Below are 14,771 nucleotides of genomic sequence, written 5' to 3'. Positions count from 1 at the left end.
GTTCTCCTTATGACCGCCCCTCCGGGGGCGGTCTGCATCATCAGGCGGCGTGTGCCGGGGTGTCAGTGTCAGTGCTGCGCGGACGGGCCGTGGGATCCGCCGCACAGAGCCAGGCCGGTACCCAGCGGGTTCCAGCCATCACGCTTTCCGCCAGGTCTGCCGCCTCCCCTTTTTTCATCTTCTCCGCATCCCGGGCGGCCCCGGTCATCCCGGCCTCATTCAGCACATCCACAATCTGGCTGTGTTTCAGGGAGCGGAAATAGTTCTCCGCCCCCGGCTGCCACCAGTCACGCAGGTGGAACCCGATAGCGTTTTCCAGCGGATCAAGGTTGCTGCGCGAGGTATGACCGCAGTCACGGGTCTGAACCCCGTCCACGGAACAGGCGGTACAGAAGGCCAGCAGCGCCATCAGCACACTGCCGTCAAGGGTGAAGAAGGTGGTGAAGTCCTTTTCCCAGCCAGCCGGTAACAGGTTTTCCAGACTGTGTTTTTCTGCCATGAGCGCCTGGTATGCCGCGCCGTTCTTCCCGGACGGGGCTTCTGCGGTCAGGGTACCGTGTGACACAGTCACACTGAGCCGGAACGGATGTGCGGTGGACACATACCCGCCGAACACACTGGTACACAACCGCCAGGTCATCAGTGCCACCGCTTTTTCCGGCTGCTGCATCAGCGCGGCCTGAACAGCCAGCGTCCGTTCCGAGGACATTTTTGTCAGCAACGGCACACTGACCCCTTCTGCGGCATCGGGCTGTCGGGTACTGAGCACTGACGCCACCGGGCGGCTGTTTTCCTCTTCCGTCATGTCGGCCCGGCGACGAATGCCACGCTGGATCCGGATTTCCCCGTCAGACAACATGCTGACCACCACCCCGGACACCGCCTTCACCGCTTCCGGCCAGGCACAGATTTCACCGGCTTCTTCCAGTGCCAGAATCTCTGCCGCCAGTTCAGCCGCTTCCTCACACTCTGTGTCAAAGGTGCTGTAACGCGCCTGCAGTTCATCCAGTCGTCCCTGTTCATGCCGGGTGTATACCGGGTCCGGGGCCTCCTGGACAAGGAAGGTTTCCCGGTCTTCGCCGTGTTGCCGGACAGGGTCATTTCTGCCCAGACTCCACGCCCAGCCCTCCTGCTGCTGAATGTCCCGGGCCAGCCCGTCCAGCTTTTCCTGAAACAGGCGGAAAACCAGCCCACTGTCTGCCGTACCGGCCCCCTCTTCGGCACTGAACAGGTCTTCACGCACCACGCCCCCGGCGGCTTCGTAAGTCTCCCGACCGACAAACCGGAACGCAGCATGGGTGACGGATATTTCGGTATCCGTCACCGCACGTTTCAGGGCATGCACCGGGGCGCCTGACCACTGTGCGGTGACGTTCGCGTAAATCTCCATCTGGCGAACCGGATCACTTTCCAGACACAGTGCCTGGCCCTGTTCCACGGTCAGTTTGTTTTCAGCCAGCAGGGCCAGCAGTGAGGGCGCCAGTCCGGCAAGTTTCAGCATGCGCCGGACATGGCGCACCCCGAACCCCAGTGCCGCCCCGATCTGCTCCGGCGTCTGCCCCTGCTCTGCCAGTGTGCGGAACCCGGTTATCTGCTCAGCCGGGTGCATTGCCGCCCGTTGTTCGTTCTCCGCCACGGAGGCCACCGTTGCCAGGGCTTCCGGGATCACTTTTACCGCCACCGGATAATCCGGGCTGATACGCCCCGCTTCACGCAGCAGTTGCAGGGCACTGAGACGACGCCCCCCGGCTGCCACACCATACAATCCGTCCGGGAGGGCATGGACGGTCAGGTTCTGCAGCAGACCGGTGGTGGCGACGGACTCCGCCAGCCCCCGGATACTGTCCACGCTGTATGGCAGGGTGCGCACATTCAGCGGTGACGGACGCAGGGCTGACAGCGGCACCAGGCGTGTTTCAGCCGCACTGACGGCCTCATCCAGCGCCGTCCGTTGTGCGGCATCAGGCTTCTTCCTGTTTGCTTTCCGGGGGGTTTTTACGGCAGACTCTGTGACGGACATGATTAATACCTCGCTGTGTTAATGACTGTTCATGCCGGACGTGGCTGCGTCCGGCACCTTCTGATTACTGTTTTGCCACGCCGTAGCGGCTGATATAGCGGTTCAGCATGACCCCGGCACCGGCTTCAAAATTCCAGGCGCGCCAGACAAGCACACCGTCACGGTCACGAACCACCAGGCGAAAATGGCTGCGCTGATCATCTTCAATCGTGACGTTATGAAACCGCTCCGTGAGGGCTTCGGCCTGTTGACGGGTAAACTCACCGTCCGGCAGGTGGGGAAAGGCCATATTTTTCTCCGTGTTCTGTGTCAGTGAAGGCCCTGCCAGGCAGGGCCGGAAAAAGGGAAATTAAAAGGGCACCTCATCATCAAAAGGCGGAAAATCTGCCGGGTTTGCCGGAGGAATGTCCGGGGCAGACTGGGGAGCCGGGGTCGTGTCCTGACGGCCTTTCCGGCCGGTCTGCCCGGCAGGTGCCGGACGGGCACCCAGCATCTGCATCGTGCCGCCGGTATTCACCACCACTTCCGTGGTGTAATGCTCTGCACCGCTCTGGTCCTGCCATTTACGGGTACGCATCCGGCCCTCGATGTAAACCTGTGCGCCTTTGCGCAGGTATTCCCCGGCCACCTCGGCCAGTTTTCCGAACAGCACCACCCGGTGCCATTCGGTCTGCTCACGCAGCTCCCCGGACTGTTTGTCCCGCCAGGACTCTGAGGTGGCCAGCGTCAGGTTGGCCACGGCCCCGCCGTTCGGCATGTAACGCACGTCCGGGTCCTGCCCCAGATTCCCGACCAGAATCACTTTGTTGATGCCCCGTGATGCCATGATAAATCCCCCTCTGTTGTGGTTTTAACACCCCGTCACCCGTTGAGTTTCCGGAGCCGCGGTGTTGACGTTTTGTGTCTGCCGGCTGATGTTTCCCGCCGGTGGTGACTGCTGTCACCCGTTTGAGAACCCTCGCCGCGAGGGCGTAAACCGGCACGGCCCGGTGCAGATGTCCGGGGCGGACACGACAGTTTTTTGCCTGCAAAAAAGTTTCGTGGCCGTTTATTTACCCTGGACAGCCAGACGGGTTGTGGCTGTCTCAGCCCGGGCGAAGGGACTCACACGGGAGTGACGGTCACGGGCAGGGAATGAGCAGGCAGACACCGCAACGACGGCGCGCGGCAGCGAAACGGCGTTGCGCCTTACAGCCTGGCAGTACCGGGCTGCAGGGAGCGCCGCCCCCGGCGCGACAGGGCGGCGTGTCCGTTAACGGACACTGCAAGCCGGTGTTGCGTCAGGATGGAAACCCGCTGGCCCGGAACGGGCCCGGGCAGAGACAGCCCCGCTGGCTCTGTGCGAAGCATGACAGCCGCCCGGACGCCCGGGGTAAAGGATCTTTAGCTGTTAAACTGGCGCGGCCTGAAAAAGGTGTTATTAAATAACTCTCACTAATGAATATTAATGCTAATAGAAAACATATTAATTCAAAAAATAAGAGGTCTGGCATGTCAGTCACCCTCTCCGGTTGAAAGCATTGCCGTTTTTGAAATCAACGATGTTCTCATCTCAACGACCTGGTTTTATTTTCCCTGAACTCAGGCAAGCAGTATGAACCAGCAGTACGGCGTGAAGCGCGCCGCCAGGCGCGTCTTCTGCCGTTCTGCCGCCGCAGGCGGCGGTGTTTTCGCCCGGGCCAGAAAGGGCGTCGGGCTTCCCTGCCCTGCTCCCGGCGTTTACGGGTTAATGGCCTCCCAGGCACGACTGAGCGCTTCTTCAATGGCGCGCGGATCATCATCTCCGCCGGTTTCAAGCAGCCGGCCTGCGGCTTCAGCCAGTATTTCCAGGTCGCTGGCAGAAACGGTCACTGGCCGGTTACCGCGTGCTGCGGCGTGCCGGACGGCACTGGCGATAAACCGGACGGTTTCAGCGCCCACGCCAGCTTCGTGCTGTGCATCCCTGTCCCATGTCGAGATGTCGCACACGATTTCGGCGGCGGTTTCCTCCGTGAGGTGCTCGTCATGGAGTACCTTCATCACATCCTCTTTACGCCAGATGATGAGCGTGATTTTTTCCTCGCCCTGAAATTCGGTTTTCAGGCGGTGGTAAAGCTGGCTGACGGTTCCGTACATTTTTTGGCTCCTTATCGGGGGTGGCTGCGCCACCCCCGCGCTGTCGCTGGGCGGTTATTCGTCTGTCTGCGCTTTCAGCGCGGCGCTGACACGTAAAAGCGCCTGTGTTTCGTGCGGATACAGCCGCGCGGCCGCCCCCTTGCCGCTCTGTGCGTCCTCAAGGCGCATAAAATCCCACGCCACCCTGAGCGCAATTTCGAGTGCGGCGGCGGGCACCGTCGCTTCGCGGGCCTGCCTCTCTTCCTCCTGATGTTTCCCGCCGGTGGTGACTGCTGTCACCCGTTTGAGAACCCTCGCCGCGAGGGCGTAAACCGGCACGGCCCGGTGCAGATGTCCGGGGCGGACACGACAGTTTTTTGCCTGCAAAAAAGTTTCGTGTCCGTTTATTTACCCTGGACAGCCAGACGGGTTGTGGCTGTCTCAGCCCGGGCGAAGGGACTCACACGGGAGTGACGGTCACGGGCAGGGAATGAGCAGGCAGACACCGCAACGACGGCGCGCGGCAGCGAAACGGCGTTGCGCCTTACAGCCTGGCAGTACCGGGCTGCAGGGAGCGCCGCCCCCGGCGCGACAGGGCGGCGTGTCCGTCAACGGACACTGCAAGCCGCTGTTGCGTCAGGATGGAAACCCGCTGGCCCGGAACGGGCCCGGGCAGAGACAGCCCCGCTGGCTCTGTGCGAAGCATGACAGCCGCCCGGACGCCCGGAGAGTCAGCCCCTGACCGTGCATTTTCCGGAACCACAGTAGGAAAAGTAAGAGGAACATCAGGAACATCAGGAACATCAGGAACATCAGGAACATCAGGAACATCAGGAACATCAAACAGCAGCAAACCCCGGATGGCCAACACCGTCACCCCCATCCCGGATACCGGGACATCCGGATGATCGGGCATCCCTTCACACCCCGACCGGAGACTGGCAGCAGCGCCACTGGCGCGGCCTGCCTGTTTCCGGCAGGCCGGAGGCCTGCGGGAGGGGTTCAGGCGCACGAACAGGCAGCTCCCTCTGCCTGAGTCCGTTTACCGGACGGCTTCCCCCTGGCGAATACACTGCCCGCACAGGTAAGCCGTGCCCTGTCAGTGTGAAAACACGTATCCGTCGACCAGGTCATATTCGTTGAGAAACAAATCTCTGGCCCAGGCTTCATAGTCGAAATATCCGCGTAGAGCCTCTGGAATTTCATTCAGTACGCCGGAATCCTCCAGTTGTCCGGTGGCAAACGCCTCTTCACTTTCTGCCTCACCACAGTAGGCATTTTCAAAGGCATCATAGTCACAGCGCCCCGTATACCCGGACCAGGCGACAAATGCTGCCGCATTCCCGTCCTCAAACGCCTGTTTCCATGCGTCGATAAACGACCAGCTTATGGACGATTCAGACGCGAACTGGCCGGGAATCCCTTCGATATCCTGAAACATCAGTTCCGGATCAGCTTCACCGGCATGCAGCGCGTAGCAGGCGGCATAAAAATCGTCTTTATCATCAAATTCGGTCAGGTCGAACCACTGACCATACAGGCTCCCGGCGTTGTATTTGTGCCAGGTGCCAACATAAATCGCCGGGGTGGTAATGTGTTCCATAACGTCTCCTTAGTCTGGGTTATCCGGGGATCGGCTTTCGCCGTGCCGACACGACAGCCCGACGAACAGCGAACAATGCAGGGGCGACACCGGAAGCCGCAGCGCAGATAAATAACGGAGACAGGCTGGACGGTTACTGGCCGAATATTGAGGCCTGTAACGACGGGAAGACTGACGACCGGCCTTAAAACACTGCGACCGGGTGAGGGTGGCGGCGACAGCGAACCCTTGTATTGGCAGCGGTCGGGCTAAAGTAGAGGCACGGCGATTGCCGCAGGCAGGCACGGTACGCCGGAAGCGGACTGGAACATCGTGGAAGGACGCCGGTACAGTGGAGCGCCTGAGCGACATCCTCTTCCCGTTTTTCATGACAGCCAGACTTCGTGTGTCGTCCGGTCAGCATCACGGGAAACAGGCAGTTCCCTCTGCCTGAGTCCGTTTAGCGGACGGCTTCCCCCTGACGAATAAACTGCCCGCACAGGTAAACCGTGCTCTGGCAGGACAGAAAATAGCAGAGGTCATCAATCACCTGCTCCGTCCTGAGTGGGGTCAGCCCGTCGGCCGCCCGCCGTTCGTTGATGAGTCTGCGGTAACGACGCAGAATGTCGCGTGATTCAGGTGCCAGTTTCATTTGTTCCCCTTAATCGCCCAGCGCGCCATGCAGCGTCGCCATCATATGGTTTTCTTCGCGCAGGGAGTCTTCCGCGTCCCCGCCCCCCTCGCGCGCGCAATCCGCAATCCGTTCCATTTCCCGCCCGGCCAGGTGCATCACCGCCCGTAACATCTGTGCGGGAACGGTAACCGTCTGGCCGGTTTCTGCTTCACGCAGTGATGACAGCAGGGTGATGACCGTGTCTTCAGACACGCCAAACTCCAGACCGTCGGCGGAGGCAATCAGACTGAGGATTTGCCGTGCTTCGTCGGGCGTGGGGTGCATGCCGGGGGTCAGTTCCCGGATATCATCCTCCGTCAGGACAAGCACGGTCATGTTTTCGCCGGGGATAAAATGTGTCAGCAGGTGAATGCAGATTTCTGTCGTGGTGCCGTACATGGTGTTTTTCCTGTGTTCTGTCGGGAATACGGGCGGCCGTGCCGCCCGTGCGAATGTCAGTCCAGCGCACGCCAGATAACGGCGGCATCCGGGTGCGTGTCAGCAAATGCCATCAGTTGTTCATAGCGGCGGCAGAAGTGGCGGCACAGCTCCTCACGGTCATGGTGGCTGTGGTGCCAGCTCCGGTGATTCAGGACAAGCGCGGTCAGGATGATCCCCGCCACGTCCCCGCTCACGGTCTGCTCAAACCCGTTATCCGTGTTGCAGAATGTCAGGGTGTCCACATCCGGTGCCATATAGCCGCCGCCGTCCGGCAGACGATAAAACTGCCAGAATCCACCCGGATAGTCCGGGCAAAAACGTTGCGCATAGCCGTACACGGACGCCTCCGACAGCATGAAATCGCTGCCAAACAAATCCGGCAAAAAAGTGAGGCGCTGTGCCCCGGTGAGCAATACGTTGTCAGCAGCCTGTGCTGTGGTCATGGTTTTTCCTCCACGGTTAAAGGGGATAACAGTTCCGGCCTGAGCCGTGACGGAACGCCAGCCCGGCGAAAAGCGGAGGATGCAGGGGCGACACCGGAAGCCGCATGCGCGCCGTAAACGGGCTGAATGCGCCGTTTACGGGGGGAACGGGTGAGGATGTCGGCGACAGCGAACCCTTGCAGCCGCAGTGGCCGGGCTAAAGTAACGGCACGGCTAAGGCCGTCACCGCACGGAGGCTGACAGTTCCCCGGTGCTGCCCGGAGGGTGGCGCCGGCAGAGAAGCGGAGCCGGCGACTTCCTTATTGCGTGAAACCGGCAGGCGTCCCTGCCCGGCCGGTCAGTCCTCCCCTTTCATTTCTGCAATGGCGGCAGCGAGGTGATCCCAGTTAAACCCCACACTGGCGTCATGCCGGTCGGTGGCAATGTCCATCGCACAGGCAATTTCTTCGGGCGTGAGTGTCTCATCCAGTGCCAGAAAATCATCAGCCAGCCAGAATGTGCCGCAGCACAGCGCCTCTTCCGGCCAGCGCTGAAGACGGCGGATCAGCCCGCCCACAGTCATATCATTCATCGTTTGCTCCTTATTCTGTTCTCCCGCACGGGCAGGCACCCCGCCCGTGCGTCCTGTTAATCAGCCGCCAAAATGCGCCACATTCCCGACCAGCCAGTCCGGCCCGCACACATCACAGCCGCCGTCCTCATCTTCGTCGCCCCACTCCAGCGCGTCTTCCAGCCACTCCGTGAGTTCACCGCCCGAATATTCACTGAAACCGCAGAAGTCGCAGCCACATTCCGCATACCAGTGCTTCACGGTGCAGCCATACTGCGCACTGAGGGCGGCGAGCACCGCCCCTGACGGCGGACACCACGGCGTGTCGAAATCCACCTGAAGACAGTTCCCGCTGACCTCTGTGATACCGGCCTCGAATCCGCACGGCCATTTAATACCGTAACGGGTGCTGTACCAGTCATACCCGGAGGGCACCCCGTCCAGCAGTTTGCCGTTAAAACCGTTCACTTCCACATCCAGCCGGGTCGGCAGTAACAACAGCATGTCCATCACCTGCCCCTCAGCCTGCGGCGTATTCCGGCACCGGTTGTTCCACCAGAGCTCCACCTTCGTATCCCCGGCTGTGCCCCAGTCGTGGCGTTTGTTCCGAAACAGGCGTTCCACCTCCGCCTGTTCCTCCCCGGACAGGCTTTCCCAGTGACGGGCAGCCAGCCCACTGCCCAGCCACAGGTCATGCAGGTGTCCGCACCGGTCACGGGTGAGTTCAGCCCCGTTCATCAGCAGGGTCAGCCAGTCACTGTAGGCCCGGTTTTCCGGCGTGTCCTGACCGGGGCGTGTCGTGCATAACGCGGGGTAAGGCGCACGGTTTACCGGTTCAACCGGACGGAGGATACCGGCACAGCCGGCCGCAAAAAGTTGTCTTCCCTCCCCGACAGCCTGCGCATACCACGGGGTCTGCGTACCACGGACAAGGGCATGAATTCCGGACAGATCCGGGGCGGTGATCAAAAGCCGGTTGGCACACCAGTTCGGCATAATGTGACTCCTCAGTTAAGGTTGCTCGTGTACGGCCATCGCCGTGCCGCCACAAAAGCCCGGCGAAAAGCTGAGGAAGCAGGGGCATTCCCGGAAGCCGCACGCGCGCCGTGAGCGGGCTGAACGCACCGTGAACGGCGGGAACGGGTGAGGAGAATGGCGACAGCGAACCCTTGCAGACGAGGCCGCCGGGCTACCGTGAAGGCACGGCGGTGAAACCCGGCCGTTTCCGGCAACGCCGGGGACGGAGGTATGGCGGTGCGGTGTGCCGCACCGGTCCTTAATGAAATGGCCCCGGACACCCGGGGCCGGGGGTCATGCGGCCCGCGCTTTCAGGGTCCGCAGATCCTCACCCAGCAGGGTCACGGAACAGGGCACCGGCTGACCGGCCTCAAAACACTGGCTTTCCCGGGCCGTCACCTCCCGGACGGCCCAGTCAATGACACGGTTCAGCAGCGCCGCCGGGACCGTCACCTGCCGGCGGGACGCCACGCGCATGAAGCGCAGCAGCCGGCGCACGTCTTCCCGGGTAACACCCTCTTCCTGGTACGTGTCCATGGGAATATCCCCCAGGGCGGCCATCAGTGACGGAAGTTCTTCATCGCTCACCCCCTGTTCTTCCGGGTCACAGGCGGCCTCCACCGATCCGGGGGTCCAGACCAACAACAGCAGAGGTTCAGAGGGGGTGAACATTCTTTCCAGTTCAAGACACAGTTCTTCGCGGGTTCCAAACATCGGTATTTCCTCATTCATGAAGGCCGGTTAGCCCGGCCCGGGTGTCAGTCTTTAAAGCTCTCGTCCAGTTCCAGGGCTTCCTGGTATGCCGCCAGATACAGGGTGTTAATCCGGCGCAGCGTCTGTCCGGCCAGCCGCTCCGTCAGGGCGGGGGCGTCATAGCGGTACTGTCTTTCCAGACCATTCAGGGTGTCACGCAGGTCACACATGCTGTTTGTCAGCGCCGCTACGGCGGCGCGCAGGTCCTCATGACCGGTGTAATTCATCAGGCGGCCTCCGGGTGGTGCCAGTCGTCATTGGCCGCCGGCAGGTGCAGGGCGCGTCGGACGGCCGCCAGGCGTTGCAGTCCGGCAGCGTGGTACTGCGGCAGCAGTTCTATGCCGATATAACGCCGCCCGGCCTGTGCCGCCGCCACACAGGTGGAGCCGGACCCGGCAAACGGGTCGAGGACAATGCCCCCTGGCGCGGTAAAGGATTCGATCAGGGGTTGCAGACTGGCCACCGGTTTTTCCGTCGGGTGATGCCGGTTTCCGGTGTACTGCCAGGGGATCACATCACCCAGCGGTTTAAGGGGTTTGCGGGGCCGTCCCTTTGCCAGCAGATAGGCACACTCATGGGTGTAGCCCAGCCAGGACGCATTTGAGGCGTAGGTTTTGGCGAATACCAGGTGGCCGACAACACTGAATCCGGCCGCTTTCCAGGCATTCACGAACCGGTCCACCCGGTTCCAGCCGTAGAAACTGACCATCAGGGCATCGCGTTTAAGTACGCGGTACATTTCGTGGCAGGCCGGTTGCAGCCATTCATCCGTGGTATCCCCGGCAATGGAACGCCCGGAACGGTCGCGGAAACCGACAAGATACGGCGGGTCAGTCAGGATGAAATCGACTGCGTTATCCGGAAAGCCGGACATGATCTGGACGCAGTTACCCAGGACAAAACGGGACATAACGGTACTCCTCCGGTGACAGGGGGCGTCAGGAGGGCATCGCCACGATGCCCGTTCCCTGCTGCCCGGAGCCTCAAGGCACCGTCAGGCAACGGGTCAGGCTGACCGTGGAATACCGCAGCCGTCAGTCTTTAATGGCGGCGAGGATATGCCGCGAAAGCAGCTTGAAGGGCGATCATCAGACCGCGAAGGGATGGCGCAAAATAGCCGGGGCGACAGACATGAGCCATAAAAGCCGCCCGCCCCGTGACCGCCTGACGGGGCACGATGGCTACGGGCAGTGGAGATCCCGCCGGGAGGCGGAATATAACGGGGAGCAACGCGACATCCTTGTTATGAGTTCTGAAGCACCCGGAATGTGATTCTCAGCATATGCGTACCTCTTTTTTGCTCAGAACAAACCTGGTGGCTTATTTACTTAATGTCCTCTGAGTGCCAAAAGAGGAAGTTGTTACAGCAGTTTGTCTTGGTCATTTGGGGCGGTTCAAGGTTTTACTATCCCCTCGCGTTGTTTAACATGGACACCTGCAGACATGCTGTAATGTCCTGAAACGTTACTCCAGATATGTGAATTCAGATAGGGCAACGCGCTTAGAGAGGAAAAATGGATAAATATGCGGAACGACTCACAGGATTTATGCTGGCTGTAGGCTGTATGAATGATGCGGCAAACCGCGTATCTGACTATTTTGTGATTAGACTTGAGGAAAGTGACAGCATGCTGACGTCTTTGGCGATGTATCACTCATCCATCACAGATAAGTTTCCGTCCGCATACTGGCACCCACAACTTCAAGCATGCTCTCAAAAAATATTTATGGAGAGAGTGGCTTTATGGTTCTTTGAGCATGAGGACATGCAACTTCTGCCCTCCTCACTCAAGCAGAACCTTCTCGCCAATTTTGCAGATGCTCTCAATGAAATGACCGGTATTGCAGAGTTCTTTACTCTTATCACCAGCCCACCAGTGTGGTATGGCTCTCTGCACGAAGAGTTTGTCATTGAAGCACAATATGGCAGATACCTTGTTCATTTCAGTATCCACTGACTCATTTGTCACAAACCAAAGTCAGCAAAGTGAATTGCGACTGTTTCAGTGGCCACTCTTGTGGGAACCAGAGTGCCAACTTCCGCTTTTCGCTCACAGCAGACTGTCAGTCTCCCGTTGAAGGCACCGGGTCAGTGCTTTTAACGCTGACTCAGTGCAGATAACCTGCAGTGGGAGCGGACAAATTCGTCAGGTCATCAGGGTCCGGAATGCCTGCAGCATCGCCCGGGTCTTCAGGCGGTCATTCCACCCTTCCAGATACCACACTGGCGTGTACCGGGTGCGGGTCACTGTCCCGGCCAGCGTGTTGCCGGTGTCAACCCGGGCCGCCATGCCCAGCAAACTCAACTGAATGAATGCCATGTCCGCCGCCACAGCATCGATGTCCGTGCAACTGACCAGAAGCTGTGTCGCAGGGTTAAAGCCCGCCTCCGCCAGGGCTGCCGCATACGCAATCATCAGCCCCCCTGCCCCGCAGGCCGGTTCAGTCACTGACACAAAGGGCTCACGGGCCAGCGCCTCCTTCAGCCGGGGTACCAGCAGACCGGCCATCATCCGTGACACACTCCAGGGCGTGAAAAACTGGCCGCCCCGGTCATTGCCCAGCTCCAGTTCCATGAACACACTGCCGAGAAAATCCTGAAAGCCCCCGGACAGGGCGTCCGTCATCAGACAGAACAGCTGCTGCAGCGCGGCCTGTTCCGCCGGGGAATACGTCCCGCAGAGGGCCGCCATGCGGGCCCGGCTGTCGGCCGTGCAGACCCGGGCCATATCCAGCTCACTGGCGGCCAGCGTGACAAAGTCATGAAAGACCTGCCACCGCCCGTGGTGGCGCGCCGTGCACTCAAACACCCGCAGGAATTCCGCCCGGGCCATGGTCGGGGACAGCCCGGTTATCTGATGTTGCGCCCTCATCAGCACGCCTCCCTGTGCATCACCCGGAAAAACGTGTCCATGGGAGCCGTGGCGGCCACGGGCCAGCCCGTCTCATCCAGCCAGACACTGATGAAATCCGGCCCCTCTGCCGTGAATGACGTCAGTTCCTGCAGACCTTCTGTCGGGATAAAATCGTCCGGCTGCCCCTCCGGCACTGTGTTGTGCACCACCCAGCTGAACAGGTCCTGTATCTGACTGTCCGTGAGAGATGATTCCTCAGATTCTTTTGCTGCGGTGTTGACGTTGTTCTGAAGCATGTTGTTTCTCCTGCATGATTAAGATGATGTTTCCCCGAGTTCCTTCGCCGCATCAGCAGGAATGGGCGACCGGGAAAAACACACCGTCACAGGCGAAGGGCAAAGCCGCAGCCCGGAGGGACCGGGTGCAGTCCTTCAGTGAAACGGCCTTTGACGGGGGGTGACCGGGTGCCAGGCTCCTGCGCGGTGACAGGAACGGCGGGATATCAGCGGCAGACAGGGGAACCGGCTTCAGCCCGGCACGACCGCAGGGTGGGACGTCATCACACCCGGCGGGCCTGCCGGGTGCCGGTGCGCCGGCGCAGCCGGCTGACCACCGGGCAAAAAAAACCTGCCGGGAGGCAGGTCTTTCGCAGGGCTCACCACTCAGCGCGGGGGCAGCTTCCCGTCATCGAATGCCAGCAGTACACCGGCGAACATGCACAGTGCAAACCCCAGCTGCAGGACAATCTTCACCAGCGACGACAGACTGTCTGTCCATACCGCGCACGGCACCACAAACAGAATGGAAACCAGCAGGAAGCCCCTGCCCACTTTTTTAATCCGCGCATCCAGCTGGTTCCGGGGAACACCCCACCGGACCAGCACGGTACTGACGGCTGACGTCAGGCGCTGTTTCATCACGGGGGTTATATTCATGCTTTATGGCTCCCTCCCGGCACCGCCTGACCGAACATCTGCCGGGCGTTGTCACGGGTTTCATCTTCCACAGAGGGCACCGGTGGGGTCTGTGGCGCCGTGGCCACCGGTCCGGCCGGCACAGACCAGCCTGTCCGGGCCATTTCTTCCGGGAAAACCGCCCGCATCAGCTGGATGATATCCGCAAACGAGGTCTCAGCCGTCAGCAGCTCTGCCAGCAGGTTTGGCAGCCGGCTGTCCTGCTTGCGCAGGGCAAAACCGGCCAGCATGGCCGCGCGCCAGACCTGCCCGCGCTCTCCCTGGGGCAGACTGTCAATCACTTCGCAGACATAGCGATCTGCTTCATTGCGTTCCGGATTGAGATAAAAGTTGATCTTGCGTCGCGTGTCCATATTCATCATTAACCAATTGCGTACATGCCACTGACCAGGTCGAACTGGGATGACTCACTCATGATGAACCGGTCATCACGCAGGCCACAGTGTTCCCTGACCGCTCCGGCGATAAGCTCTGCCCCGCCGCCAATTACCATAACATGAGAATACCCGCTGAAGGTGTTTACCGCATCAGTCACCCGGTTAATCAGGCGGTTTTGTGAGGCGGAAAGCGCCGCTTTCACACTCTCCAGGCACGACACGTCATTAATGCGCTGACGCAGAAAATCATCGTCATGACGGTTAATGATGAACACATCGGCCATCCAGCTGCTCACTTTCGTGCGTGCCGTACTCAGGGCCTCCGTCACGGCCCCGGTCATCAGGGACACGCCCAGTGAGGAACTGCCATAAATCCGGGAAATCCCGCGCATTTTCGCCCGGACATGGGAAATGTCCAGGGTGGTTCCCCCGAGGTCAATGATGAGCAGGGAGTCCAGGTCATCCATCTCCTTCAGTACCCGGTATCCGGCCGGGATGGACTCAGGCATGACCTGCACGCTGCGTACCGTGAAGGTTTCCCCGCCATTCAGGGTGACCGGGCGCATCAGGCTGGCCTGCTTTCTGGCGATTTTCGCCTGGTCCGGCTGATTGTCGTGGTTGTAGAACTCGGTCAGGGGCAGGGTCACCACGATATCCACGGGCTGAGGTTCCAGCCCCGTTTTCAGCAGGGCATGGTGTACCGCCACCACATTCACGTCACTGTACTGCCAGTCGATACGGGTGGTGATCAGGGCTTCCGGGCTGATGGGGTCGAAACTGTAATTTTCGCCGTTCAGGGTGTAATTGAACACCGGCTCGCTCCCGAAGGCCACGCCCCATTCCCGTTTGAAGCTGTTCGGACTGATGGCCTGCCGGGCCACGCCCTCCACTTCCCACTGCAGTTTGATATTGGTCGATCCGTCATCAATGAAAATTTTCATGGTGTGTTTACCTGACTGAATAAGAGATATATTTGAGATAAATAAGAGAAC

General features: G+C 60.3%; 22 protein-coding genes and 1 pseudogene. 3 read left to right on the top strand and 20 right to left on the bottom strand.

Annotation, left to right across the window (positions count from 1 at the left end; all coding sequences use genetic code 11):
* Nucleotides 1-40: 40 nt before the first annotated feature.
* From MPHASIOC01_RS08665 to ssb, 3 genes are all read right to left on the bottom strand, one after another.
* Entirely contained in the window at nucleotides 41-2,020 is a 1,980-nt protein-coding gene (locus tag MPHASIOC01_RS08665) for a ParB/RepB/Spo0J family partition protein (RefSeq protein ID WP_353614378.1), read from the bottom strand.
* A 64-nt stretch (nucleotides 2,021-2,084) separates the two neighbouring features.
* Nucleotides 2,085-2,309 (bottom strand): DUF905 family protein, encoded by a 225-nt coding sequence (locus MPHASIOC01_RS08660; protein WP_353614377.1) that lies wholly within the window; start codon nucleotides 2,307-2,309, stop codon nucleotides 2,085-2,087.
* Nucleotides 2,310-2,369: 60 nt separating this feature from the next.
* The gene (ssb, locus tag MPHASIOC01_RS08655) at nucleotides 2,370-2,846 is read right to left on the bottom strand and encodes a single-stranded DNA-binding protein (protein ID WP_353614376.1); all 477 of its coding nucleotides are present in this window, start codon (nucleotides 2,844-2,846) and stop codon (nucleotides 2,370-2,372) included.
* Between the two features lie 308 nt (nucleotides 2,847-3,154).
* On the opposite strand from ssb, the pseudogene MPHASIOC01_RS27645 reads away from it, so the two are divergent.
* Nucleotides 3,155-3,362 (top strand): annotated as a pseudogene (locus tag MPHASIOC01_RS27645) (hypothetical protein); the annotation flags it as partial.
* 377 nt (nucleotides 3,363-3,739) lie between these two features.
* Here MPHASIOC01_RS27645 and MPHASIOC01_RS08645 read toward each other — a convergent pair.
* The 12 genes from MPHASIOC01_RS08645 to MPHASIOC01_RS08590 all read right to left on the bottom strand — a co-directional run bounded on the left by MPHASIOC01_RS08645 (nucleotide 3,740) and on the right by MPHASIOC01_RS08590 (nucleotide 10,483).
* On the bottom strand, nucleotides 3,740-4,135 hold the full coding sequence (locus tag MPHASIOC01_RS08645) for a hypothetical protein (RefSeq protein ID WP_353614375.1): 396 nt from the start codon (nucleotides 4,133-4,135) through the stop codon (nucleotides 3,740-3,742).
* Nucleotides 4,136-4,189: 54 nt separating this feature from the next.
* On the bottom strand, nucleotides 4,190-4,414 hold the full coding sequence (locus MPHASIOC01_RS08640) for a hypothetical protein (RefSeq protein WP_353614374.1): 225 nt from the start codon (nucleotides 4,412-4,414) through the stop codon (nucleotides 4,190-4,192).
* Between the two features lie 244 nt (nucleotides 4,415-4,658).
* Nucleotides 4,659-5,030 carry a hypothetical protein gene (locus tag MPHASIOC01_RS08635; RefSeq protein WP_353614373.1) on the bottom strand — a complete coding sequence of 124 codons (372 nt, stop codon included), beginning with the start codon at nucleotides 5,028-5,030 and terminating at the stop codon, nucleotides 4,659-4,661.
* A 183-nt stretch (nucleotides 5,031-5,213) separates the two neighbouring features.
* Nucleotides 5,214-5,717 (bottom strand): antirestriction protein ArdA, encoded by a 504-nt coding sequence (locus MPHASIOC01_RS08630; protein WP_353614372.1) that lies wholly within the window; start codon nucleotides 5,715-5,717, stop codon nucleotides 5,214-5,216.
* 439 nt (nucleotides 5,718-6,156) lie between these two features.
* A complete protein-coding gene (locus tag MPHASIOC01_RS08625; protein WP_353614371.1) occupies nucleotides 6,157-6,348 on the bottom strand; it encodes a hypothetical protein in 192 nt (63 codons plus the stop codon).
* A gap of 9 nt (nucleotides 6,349-6,357) precedes the next feature.
* On the bottom strand, nucleotides 6,358-6,768 hold the full coding sequence (locus tag MPHASIOC01_RS08620) for a DUF1380 family protein (RefSeq protein WP_353614370.1): 411 nt from the start codon (nucleotides 6,766-6,768) through the stop codon (nucleotides 6,358-6,360).
* Between the two features lie 56 nt (nucleotides 6,769-6,824).
* Nucleotides 6,825-7,253 (bottom strand): antirestriction protein, encoded by a 429-nt coding sequence (locus MPHASIOC01_RS08615; protein WP_353614369.1) that lies wholly within the window; start codon nucleotides 7,251-7,253, stop codon nucleotides 6,825-6,827.
* Between the two features lie 337 nt (nucleotides 7,254-7,590).
* A complete protein-coding gene (locus MPHASIOC01_RS08610) occupies nucleotides 7,591-7,824 on the bottom strand; it encodes a hypothetical protein (protein ID WP_353614368.1) in 234 nt (77 codons plus the stop codon).
* Nucleotides 7,825-7,884: 60 nt separating this feature from the next.
* A complete protein-coding gene (locus tag MPHASIOC01_RS08605; RefSeq protein WP_353614367.1) occupies nucleotides 7,885-8,799 on the bottom strand; it encodes a DUF1281 domain-containing protein in 915 nt (304 codons plus the stop codon).
* 315 nt (nucleotides 8,800-9,114) lie between these two features.
* A complete protein-coding gene (locus tag MPHASIOC01_RS08600; protein ID WP_353614366.1) occupies nucleotides 9,115-9,534 on the bottom strand; it encodes a DUF1380 family protein in 420 nt (139 codons plus the stop codon).
* A 44-nt stretch (nucleotides 9,535-9,578) separates the two neighbouring features.
* Nucleotides 9,579-9,800 carry a hypothetical protein gene (locus MPHASIOC01_RS08595; RefSeq protein WP_353614365.1) on the bottom strand — a complete coding sequence of 74 codons (222 nt, stop codon included), beginning with the start codon at nucleotides 9,798-9,800 and terminating at the stop codon, nucleotides 9,579-9,581.
* The gene (locus MPHASIOC01_RS08590; RefSeq protein ID WP_353614364.1) at nucleotides 9,800-10,483 is read right to left on the bottom strand and encodes a DNA methylase; all 684 of its coding nucleotides are present in this window, start codon (nucleotides 10,481-10,483) and stop codon (nucleotides 9,800-9,802) included. The genes MPHASIOC01_RS08595 and MPHASIOC01_RS08590 overlap by 1 nt, the downstream gene beginning before the upstream one ends.
* A 47-nt stretch (nucleotides 10,484-10,530) precedes the next feature.
* On the opposite strand from MPHASIOC01_RS08590, the gene MPHASIOC01_RS08585 reads away from it, so the two are divergent.
* Both MPHASIOC01_RS08585 and MPHASIOC01_RS08580 read left to right on the top strand, forming a co-directional pair.
* On the top strand, nucleotides 10,531-10,845 hold the full coding sequence (locus MPHASIOC01_RS08585; protein ID WP_353614363.1) for a hypothetical protein: 315 nt from the start codon (nucleotides 10,531-10,533) through the stop codon (nucleotides 10,843-10,845).
* A 242-nt stretch (nucleotides 10,846-11,087) separates the two neighbouring features.
* Nucleotides 11,088-11,531 (top strand): hypothetical protein, encoded by a 444-nt coding sequence (locus tag MPHASIOC01_RS08580; protein ID WP_353614362.1) that lies wholly within the window; start codon nucleotides 11,088-11,090, stop codon nucleotides 11,529-11,531.
* Between the two features lie 189 nt (nucleotides 11,532-11,720).
* On the opposite strand, the gene MPHASIOC01_RS08575 is transcribed toward MPHASIOC01_RS08580, so the two are convergent.
* The 5 genes from MPHASIOC01_RS08575 to MPHASIOC01_RS08555 all read right to left on the bottom strand — a co-directional run bounded on the left by MPHASIOC01_RS08575 (nucleotide 11,721) and on the right by MPHASIOC01_RS08555 (nucleotide 14,720).
* Entirely contained in the window at nucleotides 11,721-12,446 is a 726-nt protein-coding gene (locus MPHASIOC01_RS08575) for an N-6 DNA methylase (RefSeq protein WP_353614361.1), read from the bottom strand.
* Entirely contained in the window at nucleotides 12,446-12,724 is a 279-nt protein-coding gene (locus MPHASIOC01_RS08570) for a hypothetical protein (protein ID WP_353614360.1), read from the bottom strand. The genes MPHASIOC01_RS08575 and MPHASIOC01_RS08570 overlap by 1 nt, the downstream gene beginning before the upstream one ends.
* A 366-nt stretch (nucleotides 12,725-13,090) precedes the next feature.
* Nucleotides 13,091-13,363 carry a hypothetical protein gene (locus tag MPHASIOC01_RS08565; protein ID WP_353614359.1) on the bottom strand — a complete coding sequence of 91 codons (273 nt, stop codon included), beginning with the start codon at nucleotides 13,361-13,363 and terminating at the stop codon, nucleotides 13,091-13,093.
* Complete coding sequence (locus MPHASIOC01_RS08560; RefSeq protein ID WP_353614358.1) at nucleotides 13,360-13,764, bottom strand: plasmid partitioning/stability family protein; 405 nt, start codon at nucleotides 13,762-13,764, stop codon at nucleotides 13,360-13,362. The genes MPHASIOC01_RS08565 and MPHASIOC01_RS08560 overlap by 4 nt, the downstream gene beginning before the upstream one ends.
* Entirely contained in the window at nucleotides 13,764-14,720 is a 957-nt protein-coding gene (locus MPHASIOC01_RS08555; protein ID WP_353614357.1) for a plasmid segregation protein ParM, read from the bottom strand. The genes MPHASIOC01_RS08560 and MPHASIOC01_RS08555 overlap by 1 nt, the downstream gene beginning before the upstream one ends.
* Between the last annotated feature and the right edge of the window lie 51 nt (nucleotides 14,721-14,771).

The organism is Mangrovibacter phragmitis (assembly GCF_040429585.1).
Lineage (GTDB): Bacteria > Pseudomonadota > Gammaproteobacteria > Enterobacterales > Enterobacteriaceae > Mangrovibacter > Mangrovibacter phragmitis.
This window is presented reverse-complemented; position numbering and strand designations above follow the sequence as displayed.

What these genes read in the sequence shown, in the direction of transcription:
- MPHASIOC01_RS08665 (WP_353614378.1), bottom strand. Translation starts at nt 2,020, where the DNA reads ATGTCCGTCACAGAGTCTGCCGTAAAAACCCCCCGGAAAGCAAACAGG.
- MPHASIOC01_RS08660 (WP_353614377.1), bottom strand. Translation starts at nt 2,309, where the DNA reads ATGGCCTTTCCCCACCTGCCGGACGGTGAGTTTACCCGTCAACAGGCC.
- ssb (WP_353614376.1), bottom strand. Translation starts at nt 2,846, where the DNA reads ATGGCATCACGGGGCATCAACAAAGTGATTCTGGTCGGGAATCTGGGG.
- MPHASIOC01_RS08645 (WP_353614375.1), bottom strand. Translation starts at nt 4,135, where the DNA reads ATGTACGGAACCGTCAGCCAGCTTTACCACCGCCTGAAAACCGAATTT.
- MPHASIOC01_RS08635 (WP_353614373.1), bottom strand. Translation starts at nt 5,030, where the DNA reads ATGCCCGATCATCCGGATGTCCCGGTATCCGGGATGGGGGTGACGGTG.
- MPHASIOC01_RS08630 (WP_353614372.1), bottom strand. Translation starts at nt 5,717, where the DNA reads ATGGAACACATTACCACCCCGGCGATTTATGTTGGCACCTGGCACAAA.
- MPHASIOC01_RS08625 (WP_353614371.1), bottom strand. Translation starts at nt 6,348, where the DNA reads ATGAAACTGGCACCTGAATCACGCGACATTCTGCGTCGTTACCGCAGA.
- MPHASIOC01_RS08620 (WP_353614370.1), bottom strand. Translation starts at nt 6,768, where the DNA reads ATGTACGGCACCACGACAGAAATCTGCATTCACCTGCTGACACATTTT.
- MPHASIOC01_RS08615 (WP_353614369.1), bottom strand. Translation starts at nt 7,253, where the DNA reads ATGACCACAGCACAGGCTGCTGACAACGTATTGCTCACCGGGGCACAG.
- MPHASIOC01_RS08610 (WP_353614368.1), bottom strand. Translation starts at nt 7,824, where the DNA reads ATGAATGATATGACTGTGGGCGGGCTGATCCGCCGTCTTCAGCGCTGG.
- MPHASIOC01_RS08605 (WP_353614367.1), bottom strand. Translation starts at nt 8,799, where the DNA reads ATGCCGAACTGGTGTGCCAACCGGCTTTTGATCACCGCCCCGGATCTG.
- MPHASIOC01_RS08600 (WP_353614366.1), bottom strand. Translation starts at nt 9,534, where the DNA reads ATGTTTGGAACCCGCGAAGAACTGTGTCTTGAACTGGAAAGAATGTTC.
- MPHASIOC01_RS08595 (WP_353614365.1), bottom strand. Translation starts at nt 9,800, where the DNA reads ATGAATTACACCGGTCATGAGGACCTGCGCGCCGCCGTAGCGGCGCTG.
- MPHASIOC01_RS08590 (WP_353614364.1), bottom strand. Translation starts at nt 10,483, where the DNA reads ATGTCCCGTTTTGTCCTGGGTAACTGCGTCCAGATCATGTCCGGCTTT.
- MPHASIOC01_RS08585 (WP_353614363.1), top strand. Translation starts at nt 10,531, where the DNA reads ATGCCCGTTCCCTGCTGCCCGGAGCCTCAAGGCACCGTCAGGCAACGG.
- MPHASIOC01_RS08580 (WP_353614362.1), top strand. Translation starts at nt 11,088, where the DNA reads ATGGATAAATATGCGGAACGACTCACAGGATTTATGCTGGCTGTAGGC.
- MPHASIOC01_RS08575 (WP_353614361.1), bottom strand. Translation starts at nt 12,446, where the DNA reads ATGAGGGCGCAACATCAGATAACCGGGCTGTCCCCGACCATGGCCCGG.
- MPHASIOC01_RS08570 (WP_353614360.1), bottom strand. Translation starts at nt 12,724, where the DNA reads ATGCTTCAGAACAACGTCAACACCGCAGCAAAAGAATCTGAGGAATCA.
- MPHASIOC01_RS08565 (WP_353614359.1), bottom strand. Translation starts at nt 13,363, where the DNA reads ATGAATATAACCCCCGTGATGAAACAGCGCCTGACGTCAGCCGTCAGT.
- MPHASIOC01_RS08560 (WP_353614358.1), bottom strand. Translation starts at nt 13,764, where the DNA reads ATGATGAATATGGACACGCGACGCAAGATCAACTTTTATCTCAATCCG.
- MPHASIOC01_RS08555 (WP_353614357.1), bottom strand. Translation starts at nt 14,720, where the DNA reads ATGAAAATTTTCATTGATGACGGATCGACCAATATCAAACTGCAGTGG.